Source organism: Streptomyces sp. NPDC056347 (assembly GCF_042262625.1).
Taxonomy (GTDB): domain Bacteria; phylum Actinomycetota; class Actinomycetes; order Streptomycetales; family Streptomycetaceae; genus Streptomyces.
Genome location: NZ_JBHJQP010000052.1, coordinates 1 through 24452 on the forward strand (window position 1 = coordinate 1; position 24452 = coordinate 24452).

At 71.1% G+C, this 24452-nt stretch carries 18 protein-coding genes; 5 read left to right on the top strand and 13 right to left on the bottom strand.

Features of this window, described 5'->3' with window-relative positions; all coding sequences use genetic code 11:
* Positions 1 to 68 precede the first annotated feature (68 nt).
* Both ACFCV8_RS14630 and ACFCV8_RS14635 read right to left on the bottom strand, forming a co-directional pair.
* Positions 69 to 1361 (bottom strand): outer membrane lipoprotein carrier protein LolA, encoded by a 1293-nt coding sequence (locus ACFCV8_RS14630; protein ID WP_376685689.1) that lies wholly within the window; start codon positions 1359 to 1361, stop codon positions 69 to 71.
* A gap of 463 nt (positions 1362 to 1824) precedes the next feature.
* Positions 1825 to 2835, bottom strand: coding sequence for a polyprenyl synthetase family protein (locus tag ACFCV8_RS14635; protein WP_376685690.1), 1011 nt, complete (start codon positions 2833 to 2835; stop codon positions 1825 to 1827).
* 156 nt (positions 2836 to 2991) lie between these two features.
* Between ACFCV8_RS14635 and ACFCV8_RS14640 the strand changes: the two genes are divergently transcribed.
* From ACFCV8_RS14640 to ACFCV8_RS14660, 5 genes are all read left to right on the top strand, one after another.
* The gene (locus ACFCV8_RS14640) at positions 2992 to 4491 is read left to right on the top strand and encodes a peptide MFS transporter (protein ID WP_376685691.1); all 1500 of its coding nucleotides are present in this window, start codon (positions 2992 to 2994) and stop codon (positions 4489 to 4491) included.
* A gap of 9 nt (positions 4492 to 4500) precedes the next feature.
* Complete coding sequence (locus ACFCV8_RS14645; protein WP_376685692.1) at positions 4501 to 6495, top strand: CocE/NonD family hydrolase; 1995 nt, start codon at positions 4501 to 4503, stop codon at positions 6493 to 6495.
* 125 nt (positions 6496 to 6620) lie between these two features.
* Positions 6621 to 7850 carry a fumarylacetoacetase gene (gene fahA / locus ACFCV8_RS14650; protein WP_376685693.1) on the top strand — a complete coding sequence of 410 codons (1230 nt, stop codon included), beginning with the start codon at positions 6621 to 6623 and terminating at the stop codon, positions 7848 to 7850.
* Entirely contained in the window at positions 7847 to 8515 is a 669-nt protein-coding gene (locus ACFCV8_RS14655; RefSeq protein WP_376685694.1) for a GPP34 family phosphoprotein, read from the top strand. Before fahA ends, ACFCV8_RS14655 begins: the two co-directional genes overlap by 4 nt.
* A 130-nt stretch (positions 8516 to 8645) precedes the next feature.
* Positions 8646 to 9251: a Uma2 family endonuclease gene (locus ACFCV8_RS14660; protein WP_376685695.1), complete on the top strand. Its 606-nt coding sequence runs from the start codon at positions 8646 to 8648 to the stop codon at positions 9249 to 9251.
* Positions 9252 to 9279: 28 nt separating this feature from the next.
* Here ACFCV8_RS14660 and recQ read toward each other — a convergent pair whose 3' ends face one another.
* The 11 genes from recQ to nuoE form a co-directional block, all read right to left on the bottom strand.
* On the bottom strand, positions 9280 to 11346 hold the full coding sequence (recQ, locus tag ACFCV8_RS14665; RefSeq protein ID WP_376685696.1) for a DNA helicase RecQ: 2067 nt from the start codon (positions 11344 to 11346) through the stop codon (positions 9280 to 9282).
* Between the two features lie 114 nt (positions 11347 to 11460).
* Positions 11461 to 13125, bottom strand: coding sequence for an NADH-quinone oxidoreductase subunit NuoN (nuoN, locus tag ACFCV8_RS14670; RefSeq protein ID WP_376685697.1), 1665 nt, complete (start codon positions 13123 to 13125; stop codon positions 11461 to 11463).
* Entirely contained in the window at positions 13122 to 14696 is a 1575-nt protein-coding gene (locus ACFCV8_RS14675; RefSeq protein ID WP_376685698.1) for an NADH-quinone oxidoreductase subunit M, read from the bottom strand. The genes nuoN and ACFCV8_RS14675 overlap by 4 nt, the downstream gene beginning before the upstream one ends.
* Before the next feature lie 4 nt (positions 14697 to 14700).
* Positions 14701 to 16596, bottom strand: a complete 1896-nt coding sequence (nuoL, locus tag ACFCV8_RS14680) for an NADH-quinone oxidoreductase subunit L (protein WP_376685699.1) — start codon at positions 16594 to 16596, stop codon at positions 14701 to 14703.
* Between the two features lie 14 nt (positions 16597 to 16610).
* Complete coding sequence (nuoK, locus tag ACFCV8_RS14685) at positions 16611 to 16910, bottom strand: NADH-quinone oxidoreductase subunit NuoK (protein WP_073785426.1); 300 nt, start codon at positions 16908 to 16910, stop codon at positions 16611 to 16613.
* A complete protein-coding gene (locus ACFCV8_RS14690) occupies positions 16907 to 17734 on the bottom strand; it encodes an NADH-quinone oxidoreductase subunit J (RefSeq protein ID WP_376685700.1) in 828 nt (275 codons plus the stop codon). The genes nuoK and ACFCV8_RS14690 overlap by 4 nt, the downstream gene beginning before the upstream one ends.
* Positions 17731 to 18408, bottom strand: coding sequence for an NADH-quinone oxidoreductase subunit NuoI (nuoI, locus tag ACFCV8_RS14695; RefSeq protein WP_376685701.1), 678 nt, complete (start codon positions 18406 to 18408; stop codon positions 17731 to 17733). The genes ACFCV8_RS14690 and nuoI overlap by 4 nt, the downstream gene beginning before the upstream one ends.
* Positions 18401 to 19804, bottom strand: a complete 1404-nt coding sequence (nuoH, locus tag ACFCV8_RS14700) for an NADH-quinone oxidoreductase subunit NuoH (protein WP_376685702.1) — start codon at positions 19802 to 19804, stop codon at positions 18401 to 18403. The genes nuoI and nuoH overlap by 8 nt, the downstream gene beginning before the upstream one ends.
* Positions 19801 to 22332, bottom strand: coding sequence for an NADH-quinone oxidoreductase subunit G (locus tag ACFCV8_RS14705; RefSeq protein ID WP_376685703.1), 2532 nt, complete (start codon positions 22330 to 22332; stop codon positions 19801 to 19803). The genes nuoH and ACFCV8_RS14705 overlap by 4 nt, the downstream gene beginning before the upstream one ends.
* Positions 22329 to 23705, bottom strand: coding sequence for an NADH-quinone oxidoreductase subunit NuoF (gene nuoF, locus ACFCV8_RS14710; RefSeq protein ID WP_376685704.1), 1377 nt, complete (start codon positions 23703 to 23705; stop codon positions 22329 to 22331). Before nuoF ends, ACFCV8_RS14705 begins: the two co-directional genes overlap by 4 nt.
* Positions 23705 to 24433, bottom strand: a complete 729-nt coding sequence (gene nuoE / locus ACFCV8_RS14715) for an NADH-quinone oxidoreductase subunit NuoE (RefSeq protein WP_376685721.1) — start codon at positions 24431 to 24433, stop codon at positions 23705 to 23707. The genes nuoF and nuoE overlap by 1 nt, the downstream gene beginning before the upstream one ends.
* Between the last annotated feature and the right edge of the window lie 19 nt (positions 24434 to 24452).

Below are 24452 nucleotides of genomic sequence, written 5' to 3' on the forward strand. Positions count from 1 at the left end.
GTACGGAGCGTACGGCGGGGCGGCCGGGCGGTGCGTCGTGCGTACGCGGCGCGGGGTGCGCGGTCGCGTCAGGAGGCGTTGTCCGCGACCTCGACCAGCTTGTCCTTGGTGACCGCGCCGACGTAGATCCGGCCGTCGTCGGTCATCAGGGTGTTGACCACGCGGGTCTTGAAGACCGTGCCGGAGCCGAACTTTCCGCTGACCTTGTCGCCCAGCGCGTCCAGGAACTGCCGGGCCTCGGGCGGGGCGGCCTCCGACGCCTTGTCGGGGAGACCAGCGGCTCCCGGGACCTTGATCTCGGCGACGGCGCTCCAGCCCTCGCCGATGACCCGGGTCTCCTTGACTCCCTGGTCACCGGCGCCCAGCTGCCCGGCGCCCGGGATCAGGCCGCCCAGGCCCCCGGGCCGCGCCTTCGCGTCGTCGGACCGGCCGGCCTTGTCGCTCCGGTCGTTCTTGCCGGCCTCGGTCACCTCGGTGCCCTTGGGCGGGGTGAAGGCGAACAGGGAGGCATCCGGCTTCCCGAAGTCCACCTTGGTGAACCCGGCGTCGACGATCGCCTTGCCGCCCGCGCTCGGCAGCAGCGTGAACTTCAGCGGTACGCCGTTCTCCGCGTCGACCGCGATGGTGGCCGAGCCGATCGTGGAGCCGCCCTGCTTCGGCTTGATCACCAGCCGGTACGCGTCGCGTCCGGCGACCTGCGCGGTGCCGTCGACCGTCACCGAGGTGGTCGTCCCGGCGGCCTCCAGCACCTGCTCGGCCAGGGCCTTCGGGGTGGTGGGCACGCCTTCGGGGGCGGACCGCTTCCCGGAGCGCGGCCCCGCGTGCTCACCCGCCCGGTCCTCGGTGGCGTGGTAGGCGGTGTCGGACTTGCTGTCGTACGCCCAGACCTGGTCGCCGTTGCGGATCAGGCTGTACTCGGCGGCGTCGTCCAGGATGGACAGCCGCTGCTTGTCGGGGCCGTCCGCGGCCACCCGGAGGGTGTGCGTGCCGGACGCCAGCTGCGTCATCCGGTCCTTCGGGTCGGCGCTCGCACCGCCCCGGCCGTCGGGACCGTCCTGGCCGCCTCCGGCGAAGGCCCCGGCCAGGCCGCCGAGCGACGGGATGCCGAAGTCCGTGCTGATCCGCATCGTCCCGGAGAGCCGCTGGGTGTCCGAGGCGGCGATCTTCTCGATGAGCTGCTGTGCGCTGATCTTCGGCAGTTCGGGGTCGCCGGAGCTCGCGAGTGCCGGGACCAGCCCGATCGTCGCGGCCGCCACCCCCGCCACCGCGACCGGGACGATGTAGCGCGCCGCCTTCCGGCGTCCGGCGCCGCTTGCGGCCGTGGCCGTGACGTCGGTCCCTGCGCTGTCGTTCGGTGCCATCTGTAGCCCTACCTCCGTGGTCGGCGGCTTCCATCCGGTTGCACGTTCCGTCCCCACTCCGCGCCGCCATTCTCACCCGATCTGGTCAGGAGTGGTTGTTCTCCATCTGACCAAATCGGGGACCCCGGAACGTCAGCCCGCGGGAGCAACTCCGCCTACCTCTGCGGTATGACTCGGTGCCGGGCCGTACTGCGGACCGTGGGGGACGGTCTCAGGGATACCCCTGACCCCGGCCACTCCCCAGCTCCGGCCCCAGCCTCAGCCCTCGGGAACGACGCGCAGGAACGACGCGCGGGAACGGCGCCCGGAAACGGCACCTGCGAACGGCCCCCGGGACCGGCCGCGGAACCCGCCGCGGAACCCGCCGTGGGACCGGACACGGGTCCGGCCGCGGAACCGGCCGCGGAACCGGCCGCAGATCCGTTCACGCCCGCCGCCCCGGCGGCCGGACCCGCCAAGCACCTCAGCCCGCGCGGTGCACCACCGCGTCGCACAGCTCGCGCAGCGCGGTCTTCGCGTAGCCGTCGGGCAGCGGCGTCAGCGTGGCGCGCGCCTCCTCGGCGTACCGGACGCTGGCCTGCCTGGCCTGCTCCAGTGCCGGGTGGGCGCGCAGCCTGCGCAGCGCCTCGGCGTGCCGGGCGTCGTCGCTGAGGTCGCCGTCGAGCAGTTCGAGGAGCTCCAGGTCCTCCGGCCGTCCCTCGGCCGCGGCCCGCGCCCGCAGATGGAGCACCGGGAGCGTCGCGACGCCCTCGCGGAGGTCGGTGCCCGGGGTCTTCCCGGACTCGTGGGAGTCGGAGGCGATGTCGAGTACGTCGTCGGCGAGCTGGAAGGCGACGCCGAGCCACTCCCCGTACTGGGTGAGCACGTCGATCGCCGACTCGTCCGCACCGGCCGTCATGGCACCGAAGCGGCAGGCCACCGCGACCAGCGAGCCGGTCTTGCCGCGCAGCACCTCCAGGTAGTGCTCGACCGGGTCGACGCCCTCGCCCGGCCCGGCGGTCTCCAGGATCTGGCCGGTGACCAGCCGCTCGAACGCCTCCGCCTGGATGCGTACGGCCTCCGGGCCGAGGTCGGCCAGTATGTGCGAGGCACGGGAGAAGAGGAAGTCGCCGGTCAGCACGGCCACCGAGTTGCCCCAGCGGGTGTTGGCGCTGGGCACACCGCGGCGGACCTCCGCCTCGTCCATCACGTCGTCGTGGTAGAGCGTCGCGAGGTGTGTCAGCTCGACGACCACGGCGGCGGGCACGACACCCGGCGCTTCCGGGTCACCGAACTGGGCCGCCAGCATGGCCAGCAGCGGCCGGAAACGCTTGCCCCCGGCGCGGATGAGATGCTGCGCGGCCTCCGTGATGAAGGGAACGCTGCTCTTGGTGGCATCGAGCAGCCCGGACTCGACAGCGGCCAACCCGGTCTGGACACCGGCCTCAAGGGCCTGGTCCCGCACGCTCAGCCCGAATGGCCCGACGACGGTCACGAGGGGATCTCCTGTCTGCTGACGATCACACGGAATGTCGATGTGTCGCTGTCATCACTCAAGTCAGCGTATCCGGTCCCCTTTGGATCACCGTGGGCGCCTTCCCGCCACCGCCGGTATGTTCGGGATCAGCTCATACGATCAGGAGTTCTCCCTTTGTCCCCCACAGCCTCCGACACACAGCCGACTCAGCGGCCCCACACCGACGACCATGCCTTTTTCGGCCAGCCACGGGGGCTTATGACCCTGTCGGGGCTGGAGGTCTGGGAACGTTTCTCGTTCCTGGGCATGCAGGCGATCCTGGTCCTGTACTTCGCGGACACGGTGGCCCGCGGCGGCATGGGCATGTCGGCGGGCACCGCGCTCTCGGTCTCGGCCGCCTACGGCACGCTGGTCTACCTGGTGTCCGTGGCGGGCGGCTGGCTGGCCGACCGGATGCTCGGCTCGTACCGCGCCGTGCTGTACGGCGGCATCCTCATCGCCTGCGGGCACTACGCCATGGCGGTGCCCACCGACGCGATGACCTGGATCGGTCTCGGGCTGATCAGTGCGGGAACGGGCCTGCTCAAACCCAATGTGGCCACGCTGGTCGGCAAGCTGTACCGCACCGACGACGACCGCCGCGACGCCGGATTCGCGCTCTACTACATGGGCATCAACATCGGCGCGTTCCTCGGCCCGCTGGTCACCGGCTGGCTCGGCGACCACGCGAGCTGGCACTGGGGCTTCTCGGCCGCCGCCTTCGGCATGACCCTCGGCCTGATCCAGTACGTACTGGGCCGCCGTCACCTGGCCGGGCGAAAGCACTCCGCCGAATTCGCGCTCGCCCCGGAGCCGATGCGGCGGGCCGTGCGGCTGATCGTGGCGGGCGCCGTGGTGGCCGCCGTCCTCGCCACCGCCCTGTCCCTGGCGGGGTGGCTCACCATGGGGCGCTTCGTCGACCTGCTCACCCTGGTCTCGGTGATCGCGCCGGTGGTGTACTTCGCGGTGATGTTCCGCAGCCCCCGGGTCACCGCCGAGGAGCGCGGCAGGCTGCGCCCGTACGTGGTGCTCTTCCTGGCCTCGGTGGTCTTCAACTTCATCCTGTTCCAGGCGTACTCGACGATGATCCTGCTCGCGTCGACCAACGCCCGCACCGAGATCTTCGGCTTCCACTTCCCGGCGAGCTGGTACGCCTCCGCGCTCGGCGCCTTCGAGGTGGCGCTCGCCCCGGTGGTCGCCGCCGTCTGGTCCCGGATGGGGCCGCGCCAGCCGCACGCCTCCAACAAGATCGCGATCGGGGTGGTCCTCGGCGGACTGTCCTTCCTGCTGATGGTCCTGCCCACCTCGGGCCACTCCGGCGACACGTACAAGATGGCCGCCTGGTGGATCGTCGGCTCCTACCTGCTGCTCGGCCTCGGCGACGTCCTGCTGGAGACCTCCGGCATGTCCGCGACCACCAAGCTCGCCCCCAAGGCCTTCGCCAGCCAGACGATGGCGCTCTGGTTCCTCTCACTGGCCCTCGCCAACGGCATCCAGTCCCAGGTCGTGAAGATCTACGGCGAGGTCTCCAACCCCGTCTACTTCGGCGTCAACGGCGCGATCGCGGTGGTGGGCGGCGCGGCCGTCGTCGCCGCCGCCCCGTGGCTCAGGCGCACCATGCACCCCGTTCACTGAGGTACCGCCATGCACATCCGCACCACGTTCCCGTACGAGACCGTCCGCGAGGACGTCCGTGTCCCGCTGCCGGACGGCACCCTGCTGTACGCCCGGATCTGGCGCCCGGTCACCGAGGAGCCGGTGCCCGCGCTCCTGGAGTACCTGCCCTACCGGCTGACCGACTGGACCGCGCCGCGCGACTGGCAGCGCCACCCCTGGTACGCGGGCCACGGCTACGCCTCCGTACGCGTCGACGTGCGCGGGCACGGCAACAGCGAGGGGATGCCGGGCGACGAGTACGACGCGACGGAGCTGGCGGACGGCGTCGCCGTCGTCCACTGGCTGGCCCAGCAGGAGTGGTGCTCGGGCCGGGTCGGCATGTTCGGCATCTCCTGGGGCGGCTTCAACTCGCTCCAGATCGCCGCGCTGGCCCCCGAGCCGCTGAAGGCGGTCGTCACCGTCTGCTCCACCGACGACCGCTACGACAACGACGTCCACTACATGGGCGGCTCGGTCCTCGGCGTGGACATGCACGCCTGGGCGGCCACCATGCTGGCCTTCGTCTCCCGCCCGCCGGACCCGGCGCACGTCGGCGCGGACTGGAAGTCCATGTGGCTGGAGCGGCTGGAGAAGGTCGAGCCGTTCATCCACACCTGGCTGGCCCACCAGACCCGCGACGCGTACTGGAAGCACGGCAGCGTCTGCGAGGACTACTCCGCGATCCGGGCGAAGGTCCTCGCGGTCGGCGGCTGGCACGACCCGTACCGCGACACCGTCCTCCGGCTCGTCGAGCACCTGCCGGCGGACCGGGTGCGGGGGCTGATCGGCCCGTGGTCGCACCAGTACCCGGACCGGGGGCTGCCGCCGGGACCGTCCATCGGCTTCCTCCAGGAGACGCTGCGCTGGTGGGACCAGCACCTGAAGGACGAGGACACCGGCGTGATGGCCGAGCCGCTGCTGCGGTCCTGGATCAGCGCCTCGCACCGCCCCGCCACGGTGTACGAGACGCTGCCGGGGCGCTGGGTCGGGGACGACTCCTGGCCGTCCCCGAACGTCTCCCCCGTCACGTACGCGCTGGGCGGCGGCCCGCAGACCGTCGACTCGCCGCAGCGCACCGGACTGGACGCCGGGCGCTTCTTCCCCTTCGGCAACGACGCCGACCTGCCGCCCGACCAGCGCGACGAGGACGCCAAGTCGGCCTGCTTCGAGTTCCCGGTCGAGGGCGCCCCGATCGAGATCCTCGGCCGCCCCCGGGTGACGCTGCGCATCCGGATGGACGTACCGCGCGGCCAGGTGATCGCCCGGCTCTGCGACGTGGCGCCCGACGGCTCCTCCACCCTGGTCACCCGGGGCGCGCTCAACCTCTCCGCCCGCCACGGCCGCGACCGCGCGGTGGACTGGCCGGTCGGCGCCACCGAGGACGTCACCTTCGAGCTGAACGGGATCGGGCACACCTTCCCGCCCGGCCACCGCATCCGGCTCGCGGTCTCCTCCGCGTACTGGCCGTGGATCTGGCCGCAGCCGGGGTCGGTGGGGTTCACCCTGGACGCCGACGGCAGCCTCGTCGAGCTGCCCGTGCGTCGGGCCGCCGCGGAGCCGGAGATCCGGTTCGGGGAGCCGGAGCAGTCGGAGCCGCTCGGCGTGGTGTACCCGGCGACCCTGGACGAGCAGCGCCCGGAACGGCTGGTGGTCCGGGACGTGGCCAGGGGCGAGTGGCGGCTGGAGGTCGACCCCCGCTACGGCGGCACCCGGGTCTACCCGGACGGCCTGGAGTTCACCGAGGACGCGCTGGAGACCTACACGATCCAGGAGGAGGACCCGCTCTCCGCCCGCACCCGCTCCGACTGGACGATCCGGCTGCACCGGCCCGAGATGGCCTGGGACGTACGGATCGAGACCCGCTCCGAGATCACCGCGGACGCGGACGACTTCGTCACCTCCGACGAGGTGGTCTGCACGGAGGGCGGCGAGGTCGTCTTCCACCGCACCTGGGAGAAGCGCATCCCGCGCACGGCGGGGTGAGCCCGGCCGACGTCCGGGGCAGAGCAGAACTTTCCGGGCATCGGCCCCAGTTGGGACACTCCCGCGACCGGGCGGCGCCGACGTAACGTGTCCCCCAAGCGACCTGGAAAGCGAGGCAGCAACACATGCCCGAGCAGAGCAGCCCGCTCGATCTGGCCGAGGGCGACCCCTTCGGCCCGCACAACCTTCCCTACGGTGTGTTCTCCACCCCCGACCACCCCGAGGACCGCCGGGTCGGCGTCCGCATCGGCGACCACGTCCTGGACGCCGGCGCGGCGGCGCACGCGCTCGGCTCGCCCTACGCCCGGCTCCTCGCGCAGCCGGACCTGACCGCCCTGCTGGCGGCGGGCCGCACCGCCTGGCGGGACGTCCGGCGGGCCCTCACCGCATGGGTGACCGTCCCCGCACACCGCGCGGACATCGAGCCGCTGCTGCACCCGCTCGGCACCGTCACGCTCCACCTGCCGTACCGGGTGGCCGACTACGTCGACTTCTACGCCAGCGAGAACCACGCCACCAACGTCGGGAAGATCTTCCGCCCGAACGCCGAGGCGCTGACGCCCAACTGGAAGCACCTGCCGATCGGTTACCACGGCCGCTCCGGCACCGTCGTCGTCTCCGGCACCGATGTCGTCCGCCCCTCCGGCCAGCGCAAGGCCCCGGCCGACCCGGCCCCGGTCTTCGGCCCCTCCGTCAAACTGGACATCGAGGCCGAGGTCGGCTTCGTCGTCGGCGTCGGCTCCGAGCAGGGGACCTCCGTCCCGCTGGGCGACTTCCGCGACCACGTCTTCGGGCTCTGCCTGCTCAACGACTGGTCGGCGCGGGACATCCAGGCCTGGGAGTACGTCCCGCTCGGCCCGTTCCTCGGCAAGTCCTTCGCCACCTCCGTATCGGCCTGGGTGACCCCGCTGGAGGCCCTGGAGCAGGCCCGGATCGCACCCCCGGCCCGCGACTTCCCGCTGCTCCCCTACCTGGAGGACGCCGACGCCGACGAGCCCGGCGGCCTCGACCTGCGGATCTCCGTAGCGATCAACGGCCAGGTGGTCGCCGAGCCGCCGTTCTCCACGATGTACTGGACGGCCGCCCAGATGCTGGCCCAGATGACGGTGAACGGCGCCTCGCTGCGCACCGGCGACCTGTACGGCTCCGGCACGGTCAGCGGCGCCGAGCCCGGCCAGCGCGGTTCCCTGCTGGAGCTGACCTGGAACGGCAGCGAGCCGCTGGACCTCCCGGACGGCAAGCGCACCTTCCTGGAGGACGGCGACACGGTGACGATGACGGCCTGGGCGCCCGGGCCGGACGGCACCCGGATCGGACTCGGCGAGGTCACGGGACGGATCGTGCCCGCGTCATGACCCAGCCCGCCCCGGAGCTCACGCTCCCCGAGGAACTGCTGCTCCTCGCGCTCGACCCGCTGCGCGGCAAACCGCTGTGCCGCGCCCGCTTCCTGGAGTACGGGACGGCCGGCGCGGCCCTGCGGGAGCTGGAGCTCCAGGGGCGGATCACCGAGGAGCGCGGCCGCGTCCGGGTCACCGGCCTGCCCGCGCCCCCGGACCCCTTCCTGGGTCAGGTCCTGGGGAGCCTCCCCGCGAGCGGGCACGAGATCTCCGTACGGGGCTGGGTACGGCAGGCCGGGCGGCACACCGGGGAGCTCTGCCTGGAACACCTGGTGCGCCGCTCGGTGCTGCGCCGGGAGACCGGCCGCCTGCTGGGCCTGCTGCCGTACCACCGCCACCCGGCGGCGGACCCGGCCCTGCCGCTCGCGGCCCGGGGCCGCTTCACCGCCGCGCAGGACGCGGGCTTCCCCGAACCGCGCGGCCGGGCCCTGGCGGCCCTGGCCGCGGCGGTCGGCCTGGCGTCCGAGGTGGGCCGGGGCGGCCTGCGCGCGAGCTGGGCACTGCACGGCCTGATCGACGACGACTGGGCCGCCCACGCCGTCCACCACAACGTCCGCCGCGACCGCTCGTCCGGCAACCGCGCCCCGTCCATCACCTCGAACACCACGTCCGGCGACGACTGACCGGACGGGCACCCCCGGGAAACCCGCTGGTCAGCCGCATGCCAGACGTTCACACGTTCGGGGGAGCCATGTCCCGTTCCCGGCGGATACGCTGAAAAGCCCCGCGAGACTCCACGTCATGGGAGCACTGATGAGCGTCGGACCCGAGGCCAACGAGCCGCGGTGGGCGGTTCCGCCCGTGGGCGGCTGGACCGCCGATGACCTGGACACACTCCCGAATCTGCCTCCGCACACGGAGCTGATCGACGGGAGCCTCGTTTTCGTGAGTCCGCAGACCTTGTTCCATATGCGAGCGGTCGACTTCTTCAACTGGCAGTTGCAGTCGCTGGCACCACACACCTACGAAGTCATGCGCGAGTTCACCATCGACATCGACCGCTACAACCGGCCCGAACCCGATGTGATCGTCGTGGACGGCGAGGTCGTCCAGGAGTCGAGCCAGACCCGCTTCCCCGCCGGTTCCGTGCACCTGGCCATCGAGGTCGCCTCCCCGGAATCCCTCACCCGGGACCGCGAGACCAAGCCCGTGAAGTACGCGCGGGCGAGGATCCCGCACTACTGGCGGGTGGAGAACCACGACGACCGGGCCGTGGTCTACGTCTTCGAGCTGGAGCCGTCGACCGGGGCCTACACCTCCACCGGCATCTTCCACGACCGGATGAAGGTCTCCGTCCCCTTCCCCGTCGATCTCGACCTCACCGCGATCACCGCGCGCCGCCGGGAGGCGGAGCGGTAGCGCACCACCCGCCGCCCCGCCCGCGCCCTCACTCGTACTCGGGCGGCTCCTCGTCCCAGCCGAACTCCGCGTCGTCGTACGGCACCTGGGCCTTCGGCGCGGGAGCCCGAGGCGGCGCGGCGGCCTGAGGCGGCGCGGAGGCCGGGACCGGCGCGGAGGCCGGGACCGGTGCGGGCGCCGGGGACTCCTGGGCGGCCGGGGACTCCTGGGCGGCCGGGGACTCCTGGGGGGCCGCTTCGCCGAACTCCGTCAGCACCTCCAGCACCCCCTCCCCGTACGTCGCCAGCTTCTTCTCGCCCAGGCCGCTGATGCCGCCCAGCGCGGACACCGAATCCGGCCGGGCCGCGGCGATCTCGCGCAGGGTCGCGTCGTGGAAGATGACGTACGCCGGGACGCCCTGCTCCTTCGCCCGGCCGGCGCGCCAGGCCCGCAGTGCCTCGAAGACCGGGACGGCCTCGGGGGCCAGCTCGGCGGTGGCCGCCTGCGCCTTCGGCCTGCGCTCGGCCTTCGTGGACCGCGACGCGGGCTTCGGGGCCTCCTTGCGCAGCAGCACCTCGCGCTGCCGCCCGAGCACCGAACCGCTCTCCTCGGTCAGCACCAGCGTCCCGTACTCGCCCTCGACGGCGATCAGCCCCTGGGCGAGCAACTGGCGTACGACACCGCGCCATTCGGCCTCGCCCAGCTCGTCGCCGATGCCGAAGACCGAGAGCTGGTCGTGGTCGAACTGGATGACCTTCGCGGTGCGGCGGCCGAGCAGGATGTCGATGATCTGGCCCGCGCCGAACTTCTGCCCGCGCTCCCGCTTCAGCCGTACCACCGTCGACAGCAGCTTCTGCGCGGCCACCGTGCCGTCCCAGCTCTCCGGCGGGGTCAGGCAGGTGTCGCAGTTGCCGCAGTCCGTCGTGGTGGGCACCTGGCCGAAGTACGTCAGCAGCCGGGCGCGGCGGCACTGGACCGTCTCGCACAGCGCCAGCATCGCGTCGAGGTGGGAGGCGGCGCGGCGGCGGAAGGCCTCGTCGCCCTCGCCGCCCTGGATGAGCTTGCGCTGCTGGACGACGTCCTGGAGCCCGTACGCCATCCAGGCCGTGGACGGCATCCCGTCCCGGCCCGCGCGGCCGGTCTCCTGGTAGTAGCCCTCGACCGACTTCGGCAGGTCGAGGTGGGCGACGAAGCGGACGTCCGGCTTGTCGATGCCCATGCCGAAGGCGATCGTCGCGACGACGACCAGGCCCTCCTCGCGCAGGAACCGGGACTGGTGGGCGGCGCGGGTGCCCGCGTCGAGCCCGGCGTGGTACGGAACGGCCTCGATGCCGTTGCGGCAGAGGTACTCGGCGGTCTTCTCCGTCGAATTGCGCGAGAGGCAGTAGACGATGCCCGCGTCCCCGGCGTGCTCGTCCTTGAGGAAGGTGAGCAGCTGCTTCTTCGGGTCGGCCTTCGCCACGATCCGGTACTGGATGTTGGGCCGGTCGAAGCTGGCGACGAAATGCTTCGCGTCGGGCATGCCCAGACGGCCGGTGATCTCCTGGTGGGTGGCGTCCGTCGCGGTCGCCGTCAGCGCGATGCGCGGTACGTCGGGCCAGCGCTCGCCGAGGACCGAGAGGGCCAGGTAGTCGGGGCGGAAGTCGTGGCCCCACTGCGCGACGCAGTGCGCCTCGTCGATCGCGAAGACGGAGACCTCGCCGCGGGCGAGCAGGCCGAGCGTGGAATCCAGCCGGAGCCGCTCCGGGGCCAGGTAGAGCAGATCGAGCTCACCGGCGACGAACTGCGCCTCCATCGAGCGGCGCTCGTCGAAATCCTGCGTCGAGTTGATGAATCCGGCGCGCACGCCGAGTGCCCGCAGCGCGTCGACCTGGTCCTGCATGAGGGCGATCAGCGGGGAGACCACCACGCCCGTACCCGCTCTGACCAGGGCCGGGATCTGGTAGCAGAGGGATTTGCCGCCGCCGGTGGGCATGAGCACCACGGCGTCGCCGCCCGCCACCACATGGTCGACGATCGCTTCCTGCTCGCCGCGGAACGCCTCGTAGCCGAACACCTTGTGCAGCGTCCGCCGTGCGTCGCTCTCGGTCACATCCATCGTTCCGCCCGTGCTCATCGCTCTGCTCCGTGTCGCCGTCTCCCCTGCCACGATAGGCGCCGCGTACGACAGCGCCGGACGGGCTTGACTCGCGGGGCCCGTCCGGCGCTGTTTCGTGGCGTGGGAAGTGCGCTACCTCACGAAGACTCCGGCCTGGCTCGCCAGGTCCAGGAAGTACTGCGGGGCCAGGCCCAGCACCAGGGTGACCGCGACTCCCACCGCGATCGTCGTCATCGTCAGCGGGGACGGGACGGCGACCGTGGGGCCGTCCGCCTTCGGCTCGCTGAAGAACATCAGCACGATGACCCGGATGTAGAAGAACGCGGCGATCGCCGAGGAGATCACACCGACCACGACCAGTCCGCCCGCGCCGCCGTCCGCCGCCGCCTTGAACACGGCGAACTTCCCGGAGAAGCCGGAGGTGAGCGGGATACCGGCGAAGGCCAGCAGGAACACCGCGAAGACCGCGGCGACCAGCGGCGAGCGGCGGCCGAGCCCGGCCCACTTCGACAGGTGCGTGGCCTCGCCGCCCGCGTCGCGCACCAGGGTGACGACGGCGAAGGCGCCGACCGTCACGAAGGAGTACGCGCCGAGGTAGAAGAGGACCGACGAGATGCCGTCCGGGGTCGTCGCGATCACACCGGCGAGGATGAATCCGGCGTGGGCGATCGAGGAGTAGGCCAGCAGCCGCTTGATGTCGGTCTGGGTGATCGCGACGATCGCCCCGCCCAGCATCGTGACGATCGCGACGCCCCACATGACCGGGCGCCAGTCCCAGGCGAGGCCCGGCAGCACCACGTACAGCAGGCGCAGCAGCGCGCCGAACGCGGCGACCTTGGTGGCCGCGGCCATGAAGCCGGTGACCGGGGTCGGGGCGCCCTGGTAGACGTCCGGGGTCCACATGTGGAAGGGCACGGCGCCGACCTTGAAGAGCAGGCCGGTGAGGATCATCGCGCCGCCGATCAGCAGCAGCGCGTCGTTGCCCATGGTGTCGGCGAGCGCCGGGTCGATCTGGATGACCGAGCCGTCGACGACCTGGGCGATCCGGGCGTACGAGACGGAGCCCGCGTACCCGTAGAGCAGGGCGATCCCGAAGAGCAGGAACGCCGAGGAGAACGCGCCGAGCAGGAAGTACTTCACCGCGGCCTCCTGCGACATCAGCCGCTTGCGGCGGGCGACGGCGCAGAGCAGGTAGAGCGGGAGGGAGAAGACCTCCAGGGCCACGAAGAGCGTCAGCAGGTCGTTGGCCGCCGGGAAGACCAGCATGCCGGCCACCGAGAACAGCACCAGCGGGAAGACCTCGGTGGTGGTGAACCCGGCCTTGACCGCGGCCTTCTCGCTGTCGCTGCCGGGGACCGAGGCGGCCTGGGCGGCGAAGGAGTCGACCCGGTTGCCGTGCGAGGCGGGGTCGAGCCTGCGCTCGGCGAAGGTGAAGACGGCGACCAGGGAGGTCAGCAGGATGGTGCCCTGCAGGAAGAGCGTCGGCCCGTCGATCGCGACGGCGCCCATCGCGGCGATGTGCGCCTTCGTCGTCGCGTAACCGCTGGCCGCCAGGCCGACCACCGCGGCGAACGCGGCGGCCAGCGCGACGACGGTGAGGAAGACCTGCGTGTAGTAACGGGCCCGGCGCGGCACGAAGGCCTCGACGAGTACGCCCACGACGGCGACACCGATCACAATGAGGACCGGCATCAGCTGGGTGTACTCGATGACCGGCGCCTTGAACCTCTCGACGGGGGCGGCCGATGTCACCCCGCCCGCCGTCGTCCACAAGCTGTGGACAGCTGTTGCGCTCACTTGGCGGCCTCCACCTCAGGCTGGGGGTCCTTCTTCTGGACGTCCGACATGGTGTGCTGCACCGCCGGGTTGACGATCTCGGTCAGCGGTTTCGGATAGACGCCCAGGAAGAGCAGCAGCCCGATCAGCGGCACCACCACCGCCAGCTCCCGGACCTTCAGGTCCGCCATGCCCTGGACCTCGGCCTTCACCGGGCCCGTCATCGTCCGCTGGTAGAGGACGAGGACGTAGAGCGCGGCGAGCACGATGCCGGTCGTGGCGACGATGCCCGCCGCCGGGTAGGCGCTGAACGCGCCGACCAGGACCAGGAACTCGCTGACGAACGGGGCGAGTCCGGGCAGCGACAGGGTGGCCAGGCCGCCGATCAGGAAGGTGCCGGCCAGGATCGGCGCCACCTTCTGGACCCCGCCGTAGTCGGCGATGAGCCGGGAGCCGCGCCGGGTGATCAGGAAGCCCGCCACCAGCATCAGCGCGGCGGTCGAGATGCCGTGGTTGACCATGTAGAGCGTGGCGCCGGACTGGCCCTGGCTGGTCATCGCGAAGATGCCCAGAATGATGAAGCCGAAGTGCGAGATCGAGGCGTAGGCGATCAGGCGCTTGATGTCGCGCTGGCCGACGGCGAGCAGCGCCCCGTAGACGATGCTGATCAGCGCCAGGACGACGATCACCGGCGTCGCCCACTTGCTGGCCTCCGGGAAGAGCTGGAGGCAGAAGCGGAGCATCGCGAAGGTGCCGACCTTGTCGACGACCGCGGTGATCAGGACGGCGACCGGGGAGGTCGCCTCGCCCATCGCGTTGGGCAGCCAGGTGTGCAGCGGCCACAGCGGGGCCTTCACCGCGAAGGCGAAGAAGAACCCGAGGAAGAGCCAGCGCTCGGTGCTCGTCGCCATGGAGAGCGAGCCGTTGGCACGGGCCTCGGCGATCTCGGAGAGCGAGAACGTCCCCGCGACGACGTAGAGGCCGATCACGGCGGCCAGCATGATGAGCCCGCCGACCAGGTTGTAGAGGAGGAACTTGACCGCCGCGTACGAGCGTTGCGCCGCCGCGTTCTCGTCGCTCCCGGCGTGTGCCCGGTCCCCGAAGCCGCCGATCAGGAAGTACATCGGGATGAGCATGGCTTCGAAGAGGATGTAGAAGAGGAAGACGTCGGTGGCCTCGAAGGAGAGGATCACCATCGCCTCGACCATCAGGATCAGGGCGAAGAAGCCCTGGGTCGGGCGCCAGCGGGACGACGGCTTCGTCTCCAGGGGGTCGGCGTCGTGCCAGCCGGCCAGGATGACGAAGGGGATCAGCAGGGCGGTGAGCGCCATGAGCGCCACACCGATGCCGTCCACGCCCAGCTCGTAGCGGACGCCGAAGTCCTTGATCCAGGCATGCGATTCGATGAGCTGGTAGCGCTCGCCGCCGGGCTCGAAGCGGGCGAGCGCGAGACCCGCCAGGACGAGCGTGGCCAGCGCGAAGACCAGCGCCGTCCATTTCGCGGCGGTGCGTTTGGCGGCCGGGACGGCGGCGGTGGCGACCGCGCCGATCGCCGGGAGCGCCGCGGTCGCCGTCAGGAGGGGAAAGGACATGTGATCAGACCGCCCTCATCAGCAGGGTCGCGGCGATGACGACCGCCGTACCGCCGAACATCGAGACCGCGTAGGTGCGGGCGTAGCCGTTCTGCAGTTTGCGCAGCCGGCCGGAGAGGCCGCCCATCGAGGCCGCCGTGCCGTTGACGACGCCGTCGACCAGGGTGTGGTCGACGTAGACCAGGGAGCGGGTGAGGTGCTCGCCGCCACGGACCAGGACCACGTGGTTGAAGTCGTCCTGGAGGAGGTCGCGGCGGGCGGCCCGGGTGAGCAGCGAGCCGCGCGGGGCGGTGACCGGCACGGGCTTGCGTCCGTACATCGCCCAGGCGAGGGCGACGCCGACGACGAGGACCACCATGGTGGCGGCGGTGACCGTCGTGGCGCTGACGGGCGCGTTCCCGTGGCTGTGCTGGGTGACCGGCTCCAGCCAGTTCAGGAAGCGGTCGCCGATGGAGAACAGCCCACCGGCGAAGACCGAGCCGAAGGCGAGGACGATCATGGGGATGGTCATCGACTTCGGGGACTCGTGCGGGTGCGGCTCGTTGCCGTCCGCGTCGGGCTGCCAGCGCTTCTCGCCGAAGAACGTCATCAGCATCACGCGCGTCATGTAGAACGCGGTGATCGCGGCGCCCAGCAGGGCCACCGAGCCGAGGATCCAGCCCTCGGTGCCGCCCTTGGCGAAGGCCGCCTCGATGATCTTGTCCTTGGAGAAGAAGCCGGACAGGCCGGGGAAGCCGATGATCGCCAGATAGCCGAGGCCGAAGGTGATGAAAGTGACCGGCATGTACTTCCGCAGGCCGCCGAACTTCCGCATGTCGACCTCGTCGTTCATGCCGTGCATGACCGAACCGGCGCCGAGGAAGAGCCCGGCCTTGAAGAAGCCGTGCGTCACCAGGTGCATGATCGCGAAGACGTAGCCGATCGGGCCGAGACCGGCGGCCAGGATCATGTAGCCGATCTGGGACATCGTCGAACCGGCGAGGGCCTTCTTGATGTCGTCCTTCGCGCAACCGACGATCGCCCCGAAGAGCAGGGTGACCGCGCCGACGATCACGACGACCAGCTGGGCGTCCGGCGCCTGGTTGAAGATCGCGCCGGAGCGGACGATGAGGTAGACGCCCGCGGTCACCATGGTCGCGGCGTGGATGAGGGCCGAGACCGGGGTCGGGCCCTCCATCGCGTCACCGAGCCAGGACTGCAGCGGCACCTGGGCCGACTTGCCGCAGGCCGCCAGGAGCAGCATCAGGCCGATCGCCGTCAGCTTGCCCTCGCCCGTCTCCCCGGTCGCTTCGAGGACCGGGCCGAAGGCGAAGGTGCCGAAGGTGGTGAACATCAGCATGATCGCGATCGACAGGCCCATGTCGCCGACCCGGTTGACCAGGAACGCCTTCTTGGCGGCCGTGGCCGCGCTGGGCTTGTGCTGCCAGAAGCCGATGAGCAGGTACGACGCCAGACCGACGCCCTCCCACCCGGCGTACAGCAGCAGGTAGTTGTCGGCGAGGACCAGGAGCAGCATCGCCGCGAGGAACAGATTCAGATAGGCGAAGAAGCGACGGCGGCGTTCGTCGTGCTCCATGTAGCCGATCGAGTAGATGTGGATCAGGGTGCCCACACCGGTGATCAGCAGGACGAACGTCATCGACAGCTGGTCGAGCTGGAAGGCCACGTCGGCCTGGAAGCCCTCGACCGGGACCCAGCTGAACAGCTTCTGGTGCAGCGCCCGGTCCTCCGCGCCCTTCCCCAGCATGTCGAGGAAGAGCACGGCACCGATGACGAAGGACGCGGCGGCGAGCAGGGTGCCGAGCCAGTGCCCGGTACGGTCCAGCCGTCGGCCGCCGCAGAGCAGGACCGCCGCTCCGAGCAGGGGCGCCGCCACGAGCAGCGCGATCAGGTTCTCCACGATTCAACGTCCCCTTACAGCTTCATCAGGCCGGCGTCGTCGACCGAGGCCGAGTGGCGGGAACGGAACACCGACACGATGATCGCGAGCCCGACCACGACCTCCGCGGCGGCGACGACCATCGTGAAGAAGGCGATGATCTGGCCGTCGAGATTGCCGTGCATCCGGGAGAAGGTCACGAGCGCCAGGTTGCAGGCGTTGAGCATCAGCTCCACGCACATGAACAGCACGATCGCGTTCCGCCTGATCAGCACCCCGGCCGCGCCGATGGTGAACAACAGGGCAGCGAGATAGAGGTAGTTGACCGGGTTCACTTGGCGACCTCCTCTTCTTCGTTGTCACGGCCGAGCCGCTCCTCGGAGCGCTGCTCGAGCGCCCTGAGCCGGTCCAGCGATTCGTGCGACACGTCGCGGATCTGGCCGCGGTCGCGCAGGGTCCCCATGACGGTGAGCTCGGCGGGTGTGCCGTCCGGGAGCAGACCGGGGATGTCCACCGCGTTGTGCCGGGCGTAGACGCCGGGGGCGGGCAGCGGCGGGAGCTGTGCACCGCGGACCCGGGCCTCGGACATCTCGCGCTGGGTCTTCGCCCGCTCGGTGCGCTCCCGGTGGGTGAGCACCATCGCGCCGATCGTCGCCGTGATCAGCAGGGCGCCGGTGATCTCGAAGGCGAAGACGTACTTGGTGAAGATGAGGCTGGCGAGCCCCTCGACGTTCCCGCCGTGCTCGGTGTTGGCGGTGGCGAGCCCGTTGAAACTGTTCAGCGAGGCGTTCCCGATGCCCGCGATCAGCAGGACCCCGAAGCCGAGCCCGCAGCCCGCGGCCAGCCAGCGCTGGCCCTTCAGGGTCTCCTTCAGCGAGTCGGCGGCGGTGACACCGACCAGCATGACCACGAAGAGGAACAGCATCATGATCGCGCCGGTGTAGACGACGATCTGGACGATGCCCAGGAAGTACGCGCCGTTGGCGAGGTAGAACACCGCCAGGACGATCATGGTCCCGGCGAGGCTCAGCGCGCTGTGCACGGCCTTCTTCATCAGTACGGTGGACAGCGCGCCGAGCACGGCGACGACGCCGAGCAACCAGAACTGGACGGCCTCGCCGGTCGAGGTCTGGGAGGCCGCTGCGGCCAGGGCGGTCATGCGCCCACCTCCTGCGCCGAGCCGTTGTTCCCGCGGTGGGCGTCGCCGTCCGGCTTCTCGCCCTTGGAGACGGCGACCTGACGCTCCGTACCGGGGGCGGCCTCGGTGACCAGGCCCCGGTAGTAGTCCTGCTCGTCCATCCCCGGGAAGATCGCGTGCGGGGTGTCGACCATGCCCTCCTCCAGGCCCGCGAGCAGCTCGTCCTTGGTGTAGATGAGGCTCTCGCGGGTGGTGTTGGCGAGCTCGAACTGATTGGTCATCGTCAGCGCCCGGGTCGGGCAGGCCTCGATGCACAGTCCGCACAGGATGCAGCGCGCGTAGTTGATCTGGTAGACGCGGCCGTAGCGCTCACCCGGGGAGTAGCGCTCCTCGTCGGTGTTGTCCGCGCCCTCGACATAGATCGCGTCGGCCGGGCAGGCCCAGGCGCACAGCTCGCAGCCGACGCACTTCTCCAGCCCGTCCGGGTGGCGGTTGAGCTGGTGCCGGCCGTGGAAGCGCGGCGCCGTCACCTTCGGCGTTTCCGGATACTGCTCGGTCAGCCGCTTCTTGAACATGGCCTTGAAGGTCACGCCGAAACCGGCGACGGGGTTCAGGAACTTCTCCCCCGAGGATCCCGGGGATCCCGCGGCCCCCTCGGACCCCGAGGCCCCCGAGGACTTGGGTGACTCAGACACCGTCGGCCTCCTTTCCGTCACTCGCGTTTCCGTCACTCTGAGTATCCGGCCCGCCACTGACAACGAGCTCCCGTTCGCCCCGTCGCCTGCGGCGCGGTACCGGCGGCAGGGTCTGTCCGGGCAGCGGCGGCACCGGGAATCCGCCCGCCATCGGGTCGAAGGCCGGCTCCGGCCCGGCGTCCGCCTCGGCGGCCCGGTCCTTCTTGTCGCGGAAGATGTCGGCGACGAAGGAGATCAGCAGGATCGCGATCACCGCCCCGGCCACGTACAGCACGATCTTCGAGAAGTCGTAGCCCTCGTTGCGCAGCGCGCGCACGGTGGCGACCAGCATCAGCCAGACCACCGAGACCGGGATCAGGACCTTCCAGCCGAGCTTCATCAGCTGGTCGTAGCGGACGCGGGGCAGCGTGCCGCGCAGCCAGATGAAGAAGAACAGCAGCAGCTGGACCTTGATGACGAACCAGAGCATCGGCCACCAGCCGTGGTTCGCGCCCTCCCAGAAGGTGCTGATCGGGTACGGGGCCCGCCAGCCGCCCAGGAACAGGGTCGTGGAGACTGCGGAGACGGTGACCATGTTGACGTACTCGGCGAGCATGAACATCGCGAACTTGATGGACGAGTACTCGGTGTTGAAGCCGCCGACCAGGTCGCCCTCGGACTCCGGCATGTCGAACGGGGCGCGGTTGGTCTCGCCGACCATCGTGACGATGTAGATGAGGAACGAGACCGGCAGCAGGACGATGAACCACCGGTCCTGCTGCGCCTCCACGATCTTCGAGGTCGACATGGACCCGGAGTAGAGGAAGACCGAGGCGAACGCGGCGCCCATCGCGATCTCGTAGCTGATCATCTGCGCGCAGGAGCGCAGACCGCCCAGGAGCGGGTACGTCGATCCGGACGACCAGCCGGCCAGCACGATGCCGTAGATCCCGACCGAGGCGACCGCGAGGATGTAGAGCATCGCGATCGGCAGGTCGGTCAGCTGCATCGTGGTGCGGTGCCCGAAGATCGAGACCTCGTTGCCGGACGGGCCGAAGGGGATGACGGCGATCGCCATGAACGCCGGGATGGCGGCGACGATCGGCGCGAGGACGTAGACCACCTTGTCCGCGCGCTTGACGATCACGTCCTCCTTCAGCATCAGCTTGATGCCGTCGGCGAGCGACTGGAGCATGCCCCAGGGACCGTGCCGGTTGGGGCCGATGCGCAGCTGCATCCAGGCGACGACCTTGCGCTCCCACACGATCGAGAAGAGCACGGTCACCATTAGGAACGCGAAGCAGAACACCGCCTTGATGACGACGAGCCACCACGGGTCGGTGCCGAACATCGACAGGTCCTCGGCGGCGAGCACGGCGCTGTGCGGTGCCGCGGCCAGTTGCGCGAAGGCGCTCACGCCCCCACCTCCGGTGTGACGTCGGGGGTCCCCGGCGCGGCGGGGCCGATCCGGACCAGTCCGCCGGGCCGGGCGCCGGTGTCGGCCGGCACGCCCCGGCCGACGGAGTTCAGCGGCACCCAGACCACCCGGTCCGGCATGTCGGTGACCTGCAACGGGAAGGTGACGCTGCCCGCCGGGCCGGTGACGGCCAGCAGGTCGCCGTCCTTCACACCGGTCTCGGCGGCGGTGGCCGGGGAGAGCCGGGCGACCGCGGCGTGCCGCGTACCGGCCAGCGCCTCGTCGCCCTCCTGGAGCCGCCCCTGGTCGAGCAGCATCCGGTGGCCCGCGAGGACGGCCTCGCCGTCGCCGGGACGGGGCAGCGGACGCGCCGGCTCGTCCGGCTCGGTGCCGTGCGCCCCGGTCCAGCCGCCGAACCGGTCCAGCTCACGGCGTACGGACTTCAGGTCCGGCAGCGCGAAGCGGGCGGCGGCCGCCACGTTCCCGGTACGGACCATGGCGTCGGCCAGCATGTGCAGCACCCGGGCGTCGGCCGGGGCGAGCGTACGGGTCATCTGCTCGGGCTTCAGCGCGGCATCGAACATCCGCACCCGGCCCTCCCAGTTGAGGAACGTGCCGGGCTTCTCGGCCACCGCGGCGACCGGGAGCACCACGTCGGCGCGCTCGGTGACCTCGCTCGGCCGCAGCTCCAGCGAGACCAGGAAGCCGACCTGGTCCAGGGCCTCCAGGGCCCGGGCCGGGTCCGGCAGGTCCGCGGTCCCGACGCCGGCGACGAGCAGCGCGGCCAGCTCGCCGGTGGCGGCGGCCTCGATGATCTGGCCGGTGTCGCGGCCGAAGCGGGAGGGGAGTTCGCCGACGCCCCACACGGACGCCACCTCGCCCCGGGCCCGCGGGTCGGTCGCCGGACGGCCGCCGGGCAGCAGCGACGGGAGCGCGCCCGCCTCCACCGCACCGCGTTCCCCGGCCCGGCGCGGGATCCACACCAGCGCCGCCCCGGTCGCGGTGGCCGTCCGCAGCGCGGCGGTGAACCCGCCGGGCACCCCGGCCAGCCGTTCGCCGACCACGATCACGGAACCCTCGGCGTGCAGCGCCTCGGCGGCCGCCGTGCCCTCGCCGTCGAGCCCGACGCCGCCCGCGATGGCGTCCAGCCACTCGGTCTCGGTGCCGGGGGCGGCGGGCAGCAGCGTGCCGCCCGCCTTGGTGAGGCCGCGGGTGGCGTGCGAGGCGATCGCGTACGTGCGCTGCTTGTGCTTGCGGTGGGCCTTGCGTAGCCGCAGGAAGACGCCGGGCGCCTCCTCCTCGGACTCGAAGCCGACCAGCAGCACCGTCGGCGCCTGCTCCAGCGAGGTGTACGTGACGCCCGTGTTGTCGAGGTCCCGGCCGCGGCCGGCGACCCGGGCGGCCAGGAAGTCGGCCTCCTCGCCGCTGTGCACGCGGGCCCGGAAGTCGATGTCGTTGGTGTCCAGCGCGACCCGGGCGAACTTGCTGTACGCGTAGGCGTCCTCGACGGTCAGCCGGCCGCCGGTGAGCACGCCCGTCCGGCCGCGCGCGGCGGCCAGTCCGGCGGCGGCGGCGGCCAGTGCCTCGGGCCAGCTCGCCGGTTCCAGGACGCCCTCGGCGTTGCGGACCAGCGGGGTGGTGAGCCGGTCGCGCTGCTGGGCGTAGCGGAAGCCGAAGCGGCCCTTGTCGCAGAGCCACTCCTCGTTGACCTCGGGGTCGTTGGCGGCGAGCCGCCGCATGACCTTGCCGCGCCGGTGGTCGGTGCGGGTGGCGCAGCCGCCCGCGCAGTGCTCGCAGACCGAGGGCGAGGACACCAGGTCGAAGGGGCGGGAGCGGAATCGGTACGCCGCCGAGGTCAGTGCCCCGACCGGGCAGATCTGGATGGTGTTCCCGGAGAAGTACGACTCGAAGGGGTCGCCCTCGCCGGTGCCGACCTGCTGGAGCGCGCCGCGCTCGATCAGCTCGATCATCGGGTCGCCCGCCACCTGGTTGGAGAACCGGGTGCAGCGCGCGCAGAGCACGCACCGCTCGCGGTCCAGCAGCACCTGGGTGGAGATCGGGACGGGCTTCTCGTACGTCCGCTTCTTCCCCTCGAAGCGGGAGTCGGCCTCGCCGTGCGACATCGCCTGGTTCTGCAGCGGGCACTCGCCGCCCTTGTCGCAGACCGGGCAGTCCAGCGGGTGGTTGATGAGCAGCAGCTCCATCACACCCTTCTGGGCCTTGTCGGCGACGGGCGAGGTGAGCTGCGACTTGACCACCATGCCCTCGGTGCAGGTGATGGTGCAGGACGCCATCGGCTTGCGCTGGCCCTCGACCTCGACGATGCACTGGCGGCAGGCGCCGGCCGGGTCGAGGAGCGGGTGGTCGCAGAAGCGCGGGATCTCGATGCCGAGGAGTTCGGCGGCCCGGATGACCAGGGTGCCCTTGGGCACGCTGATCTCGATGCCGTCGATGGTCAGCGTGACGAGGTCCTCGGGCGGGATCGCCGCCTCGCCGCCCCCGGAGGGCGCACTCGTGGTGACTGTCATGCGTTCACCCCCTGGTGAGCGTTCTTGTCGTCGGCCCAGACGGTCGACCTGGCGGGATCGAAGGGGCAGCCCTTGCCCGTGATGTGCTGCTCGTACTCCTCGCGGAAGTACTTCAGCGAGGAGAAGATCGGCGAGGCGGCACCGTCGCCGAGGGCGCAGAACGACTTGCCGTTGATGTTGTCGGCGATGTCGCCCAGCTTGTCGAGGTCGGACATCCGGCCCTTGCCGGCCTCGATGTCGCGGAGCAACTGGACCAGCCAGTAGGTGCCTTCGCGGCAGGGTGTGCACTTGCCGCAGGACTCGTGGGCGTAGAACTCGGTCCAGCGGGTGACGGCGCGCACGACGCAGGTGGTCTCGTCGAAGCACTGGAGCGCCTTGGTGCCGAGCATGGAACCGGCGGCGCCGACGCCTTCGTAGTCGAGCGGTACGTCGAGGTGTTCGTCGGTGAACATCGGGGTGGACGAGCCGCCCGGGGTCCAGAACTTCAGCCGGTGGCCGGGGCGCATGCCGCCGCTCATGTCGAGCAGCTGGCGCAGCGTGATGCCGAGCGGCGCCTCGTACTGGCCGGGGCTCGCGACGTGCCCGCTGAGCGAGTACAGGGTGAAGCCGGGGGACTTCTCGCTGCCCATCGACCTGAACCAGTCCTTGCCGCGGTTCAGGATCGCGGGAACCGAAGCGATGGACTCGACGTTGTTCACCACGGTGGGGCAGGCGTACAGGCCTTCGACGGCGGGGAAGGGGGGCCGCAGCCGGGGCTGGCCGCGTCGCCCTTCGAGCGAGTCGAGCAGTGCGGTCTCCTCACCGCAGATGTACGCGCCGGCGCCCGCGTGCACGGTGAGTTCCAGGTCGAGCCCGGAGCCCAGGACGTCCTTGCCGAGGTAGCCGGCCGCGTACGCCTCGCGCACGGCCTCGTGGAGCCTGCGCAGTACGGGGACGACCTCGCCGCGCAGGTAGATGAAGGCGTGCGAGGAGCGGATCGCGTAGCAGGCGATCACGATGCCCTCGATGAGGCTGTGCGGGTTGGCGAAGAGGAGCGGGATGTCCTTGCAGGTGCCCGGCTCCGATTCGTCGGCGTTGACCACCAGGTAGTGGGGTTTGCCGTCGCCCTGGGGGATGAACTGCCACTTCATCCCGGTGGGGAAGCCCGCGCCGCCGCGGCCGCGCAGGCCGGAGTCCTTGACGTAGGCGATGAGGTCGTCCGGCGTCATGGCGAGGGCCTTGCGCAGTCCCTCGTATCCGTCGTGGCGCCGGTAGGTCTCCAGCGTCCAGGACTCCGGTGCGTCCCAGAAGGCGGAGAGGACGGGGGCGAGGATTTTCTCCGGGCTGTCCCCGTTGCCGCTTCCGTTGTCGTCGAGCTCGGTCGTCAACGTCATCACTCCCCCTCCTCGGCAGTCCGGCGTTCGCCGCGCGGGGCGACGACGCGCGGGTGCGGCTCCTCGCCCTTGGCGAGCCGGAGGCCGACCAGCGAGGCGGGGCCCGCGCCGCCGGTGGCCTCGACGGCGCCGGGGCGCTCGTCGGGGAAACCGGCCAGGATGCGGGCGGTCTCCTTGTACGAGCAGATCGGGGCGCCGCGGGTGGGTTCGACGGTGCGCCCGGCGATGAGGTCGTCGACCAGGCCGGTCGCGCTCTCGGGCGTCTGGTTGTCGAAGAACTCCCAGTTGACCATCACCACGGGGGCGAAGTCGCAGGCGGCGTTGCACTCGATGTGTTCGAGGGTGATCTTCCCGTCGACCGTGGTCATGTCCGTACCGTCGTTGCCGACGCCGAGGTGTTCCTGGAGCCGCTCGAAGATGGCGTCGCCGCCCATCACCGCGCACAGCGTGTTGGTGCAGACGCCGACCTGGTAGTCGCCGCCGGGGCGGCGCCGGTACATCGTGTAGAAGGTGGCGACGGCGGTGACCTCGGCGGTGGTGAGGCCGAGCACGTCGGCGCAGAACGCCATGCCCGTACGGGAGACGTAGCCCTCCTCGGACTGCACCAGGTGGAGCAGGGGCAGCAGGGCGGAGCGGCTGTCGGGGTAGCGGGCGATCACCTCCTTCGCGTCCGCTTCGAGCCTGGCGCGCACCTCGGCCGGGTAGGCGGGGGCGGGGAGCTGCGGCATCCCCAGACTGACTTCCTTG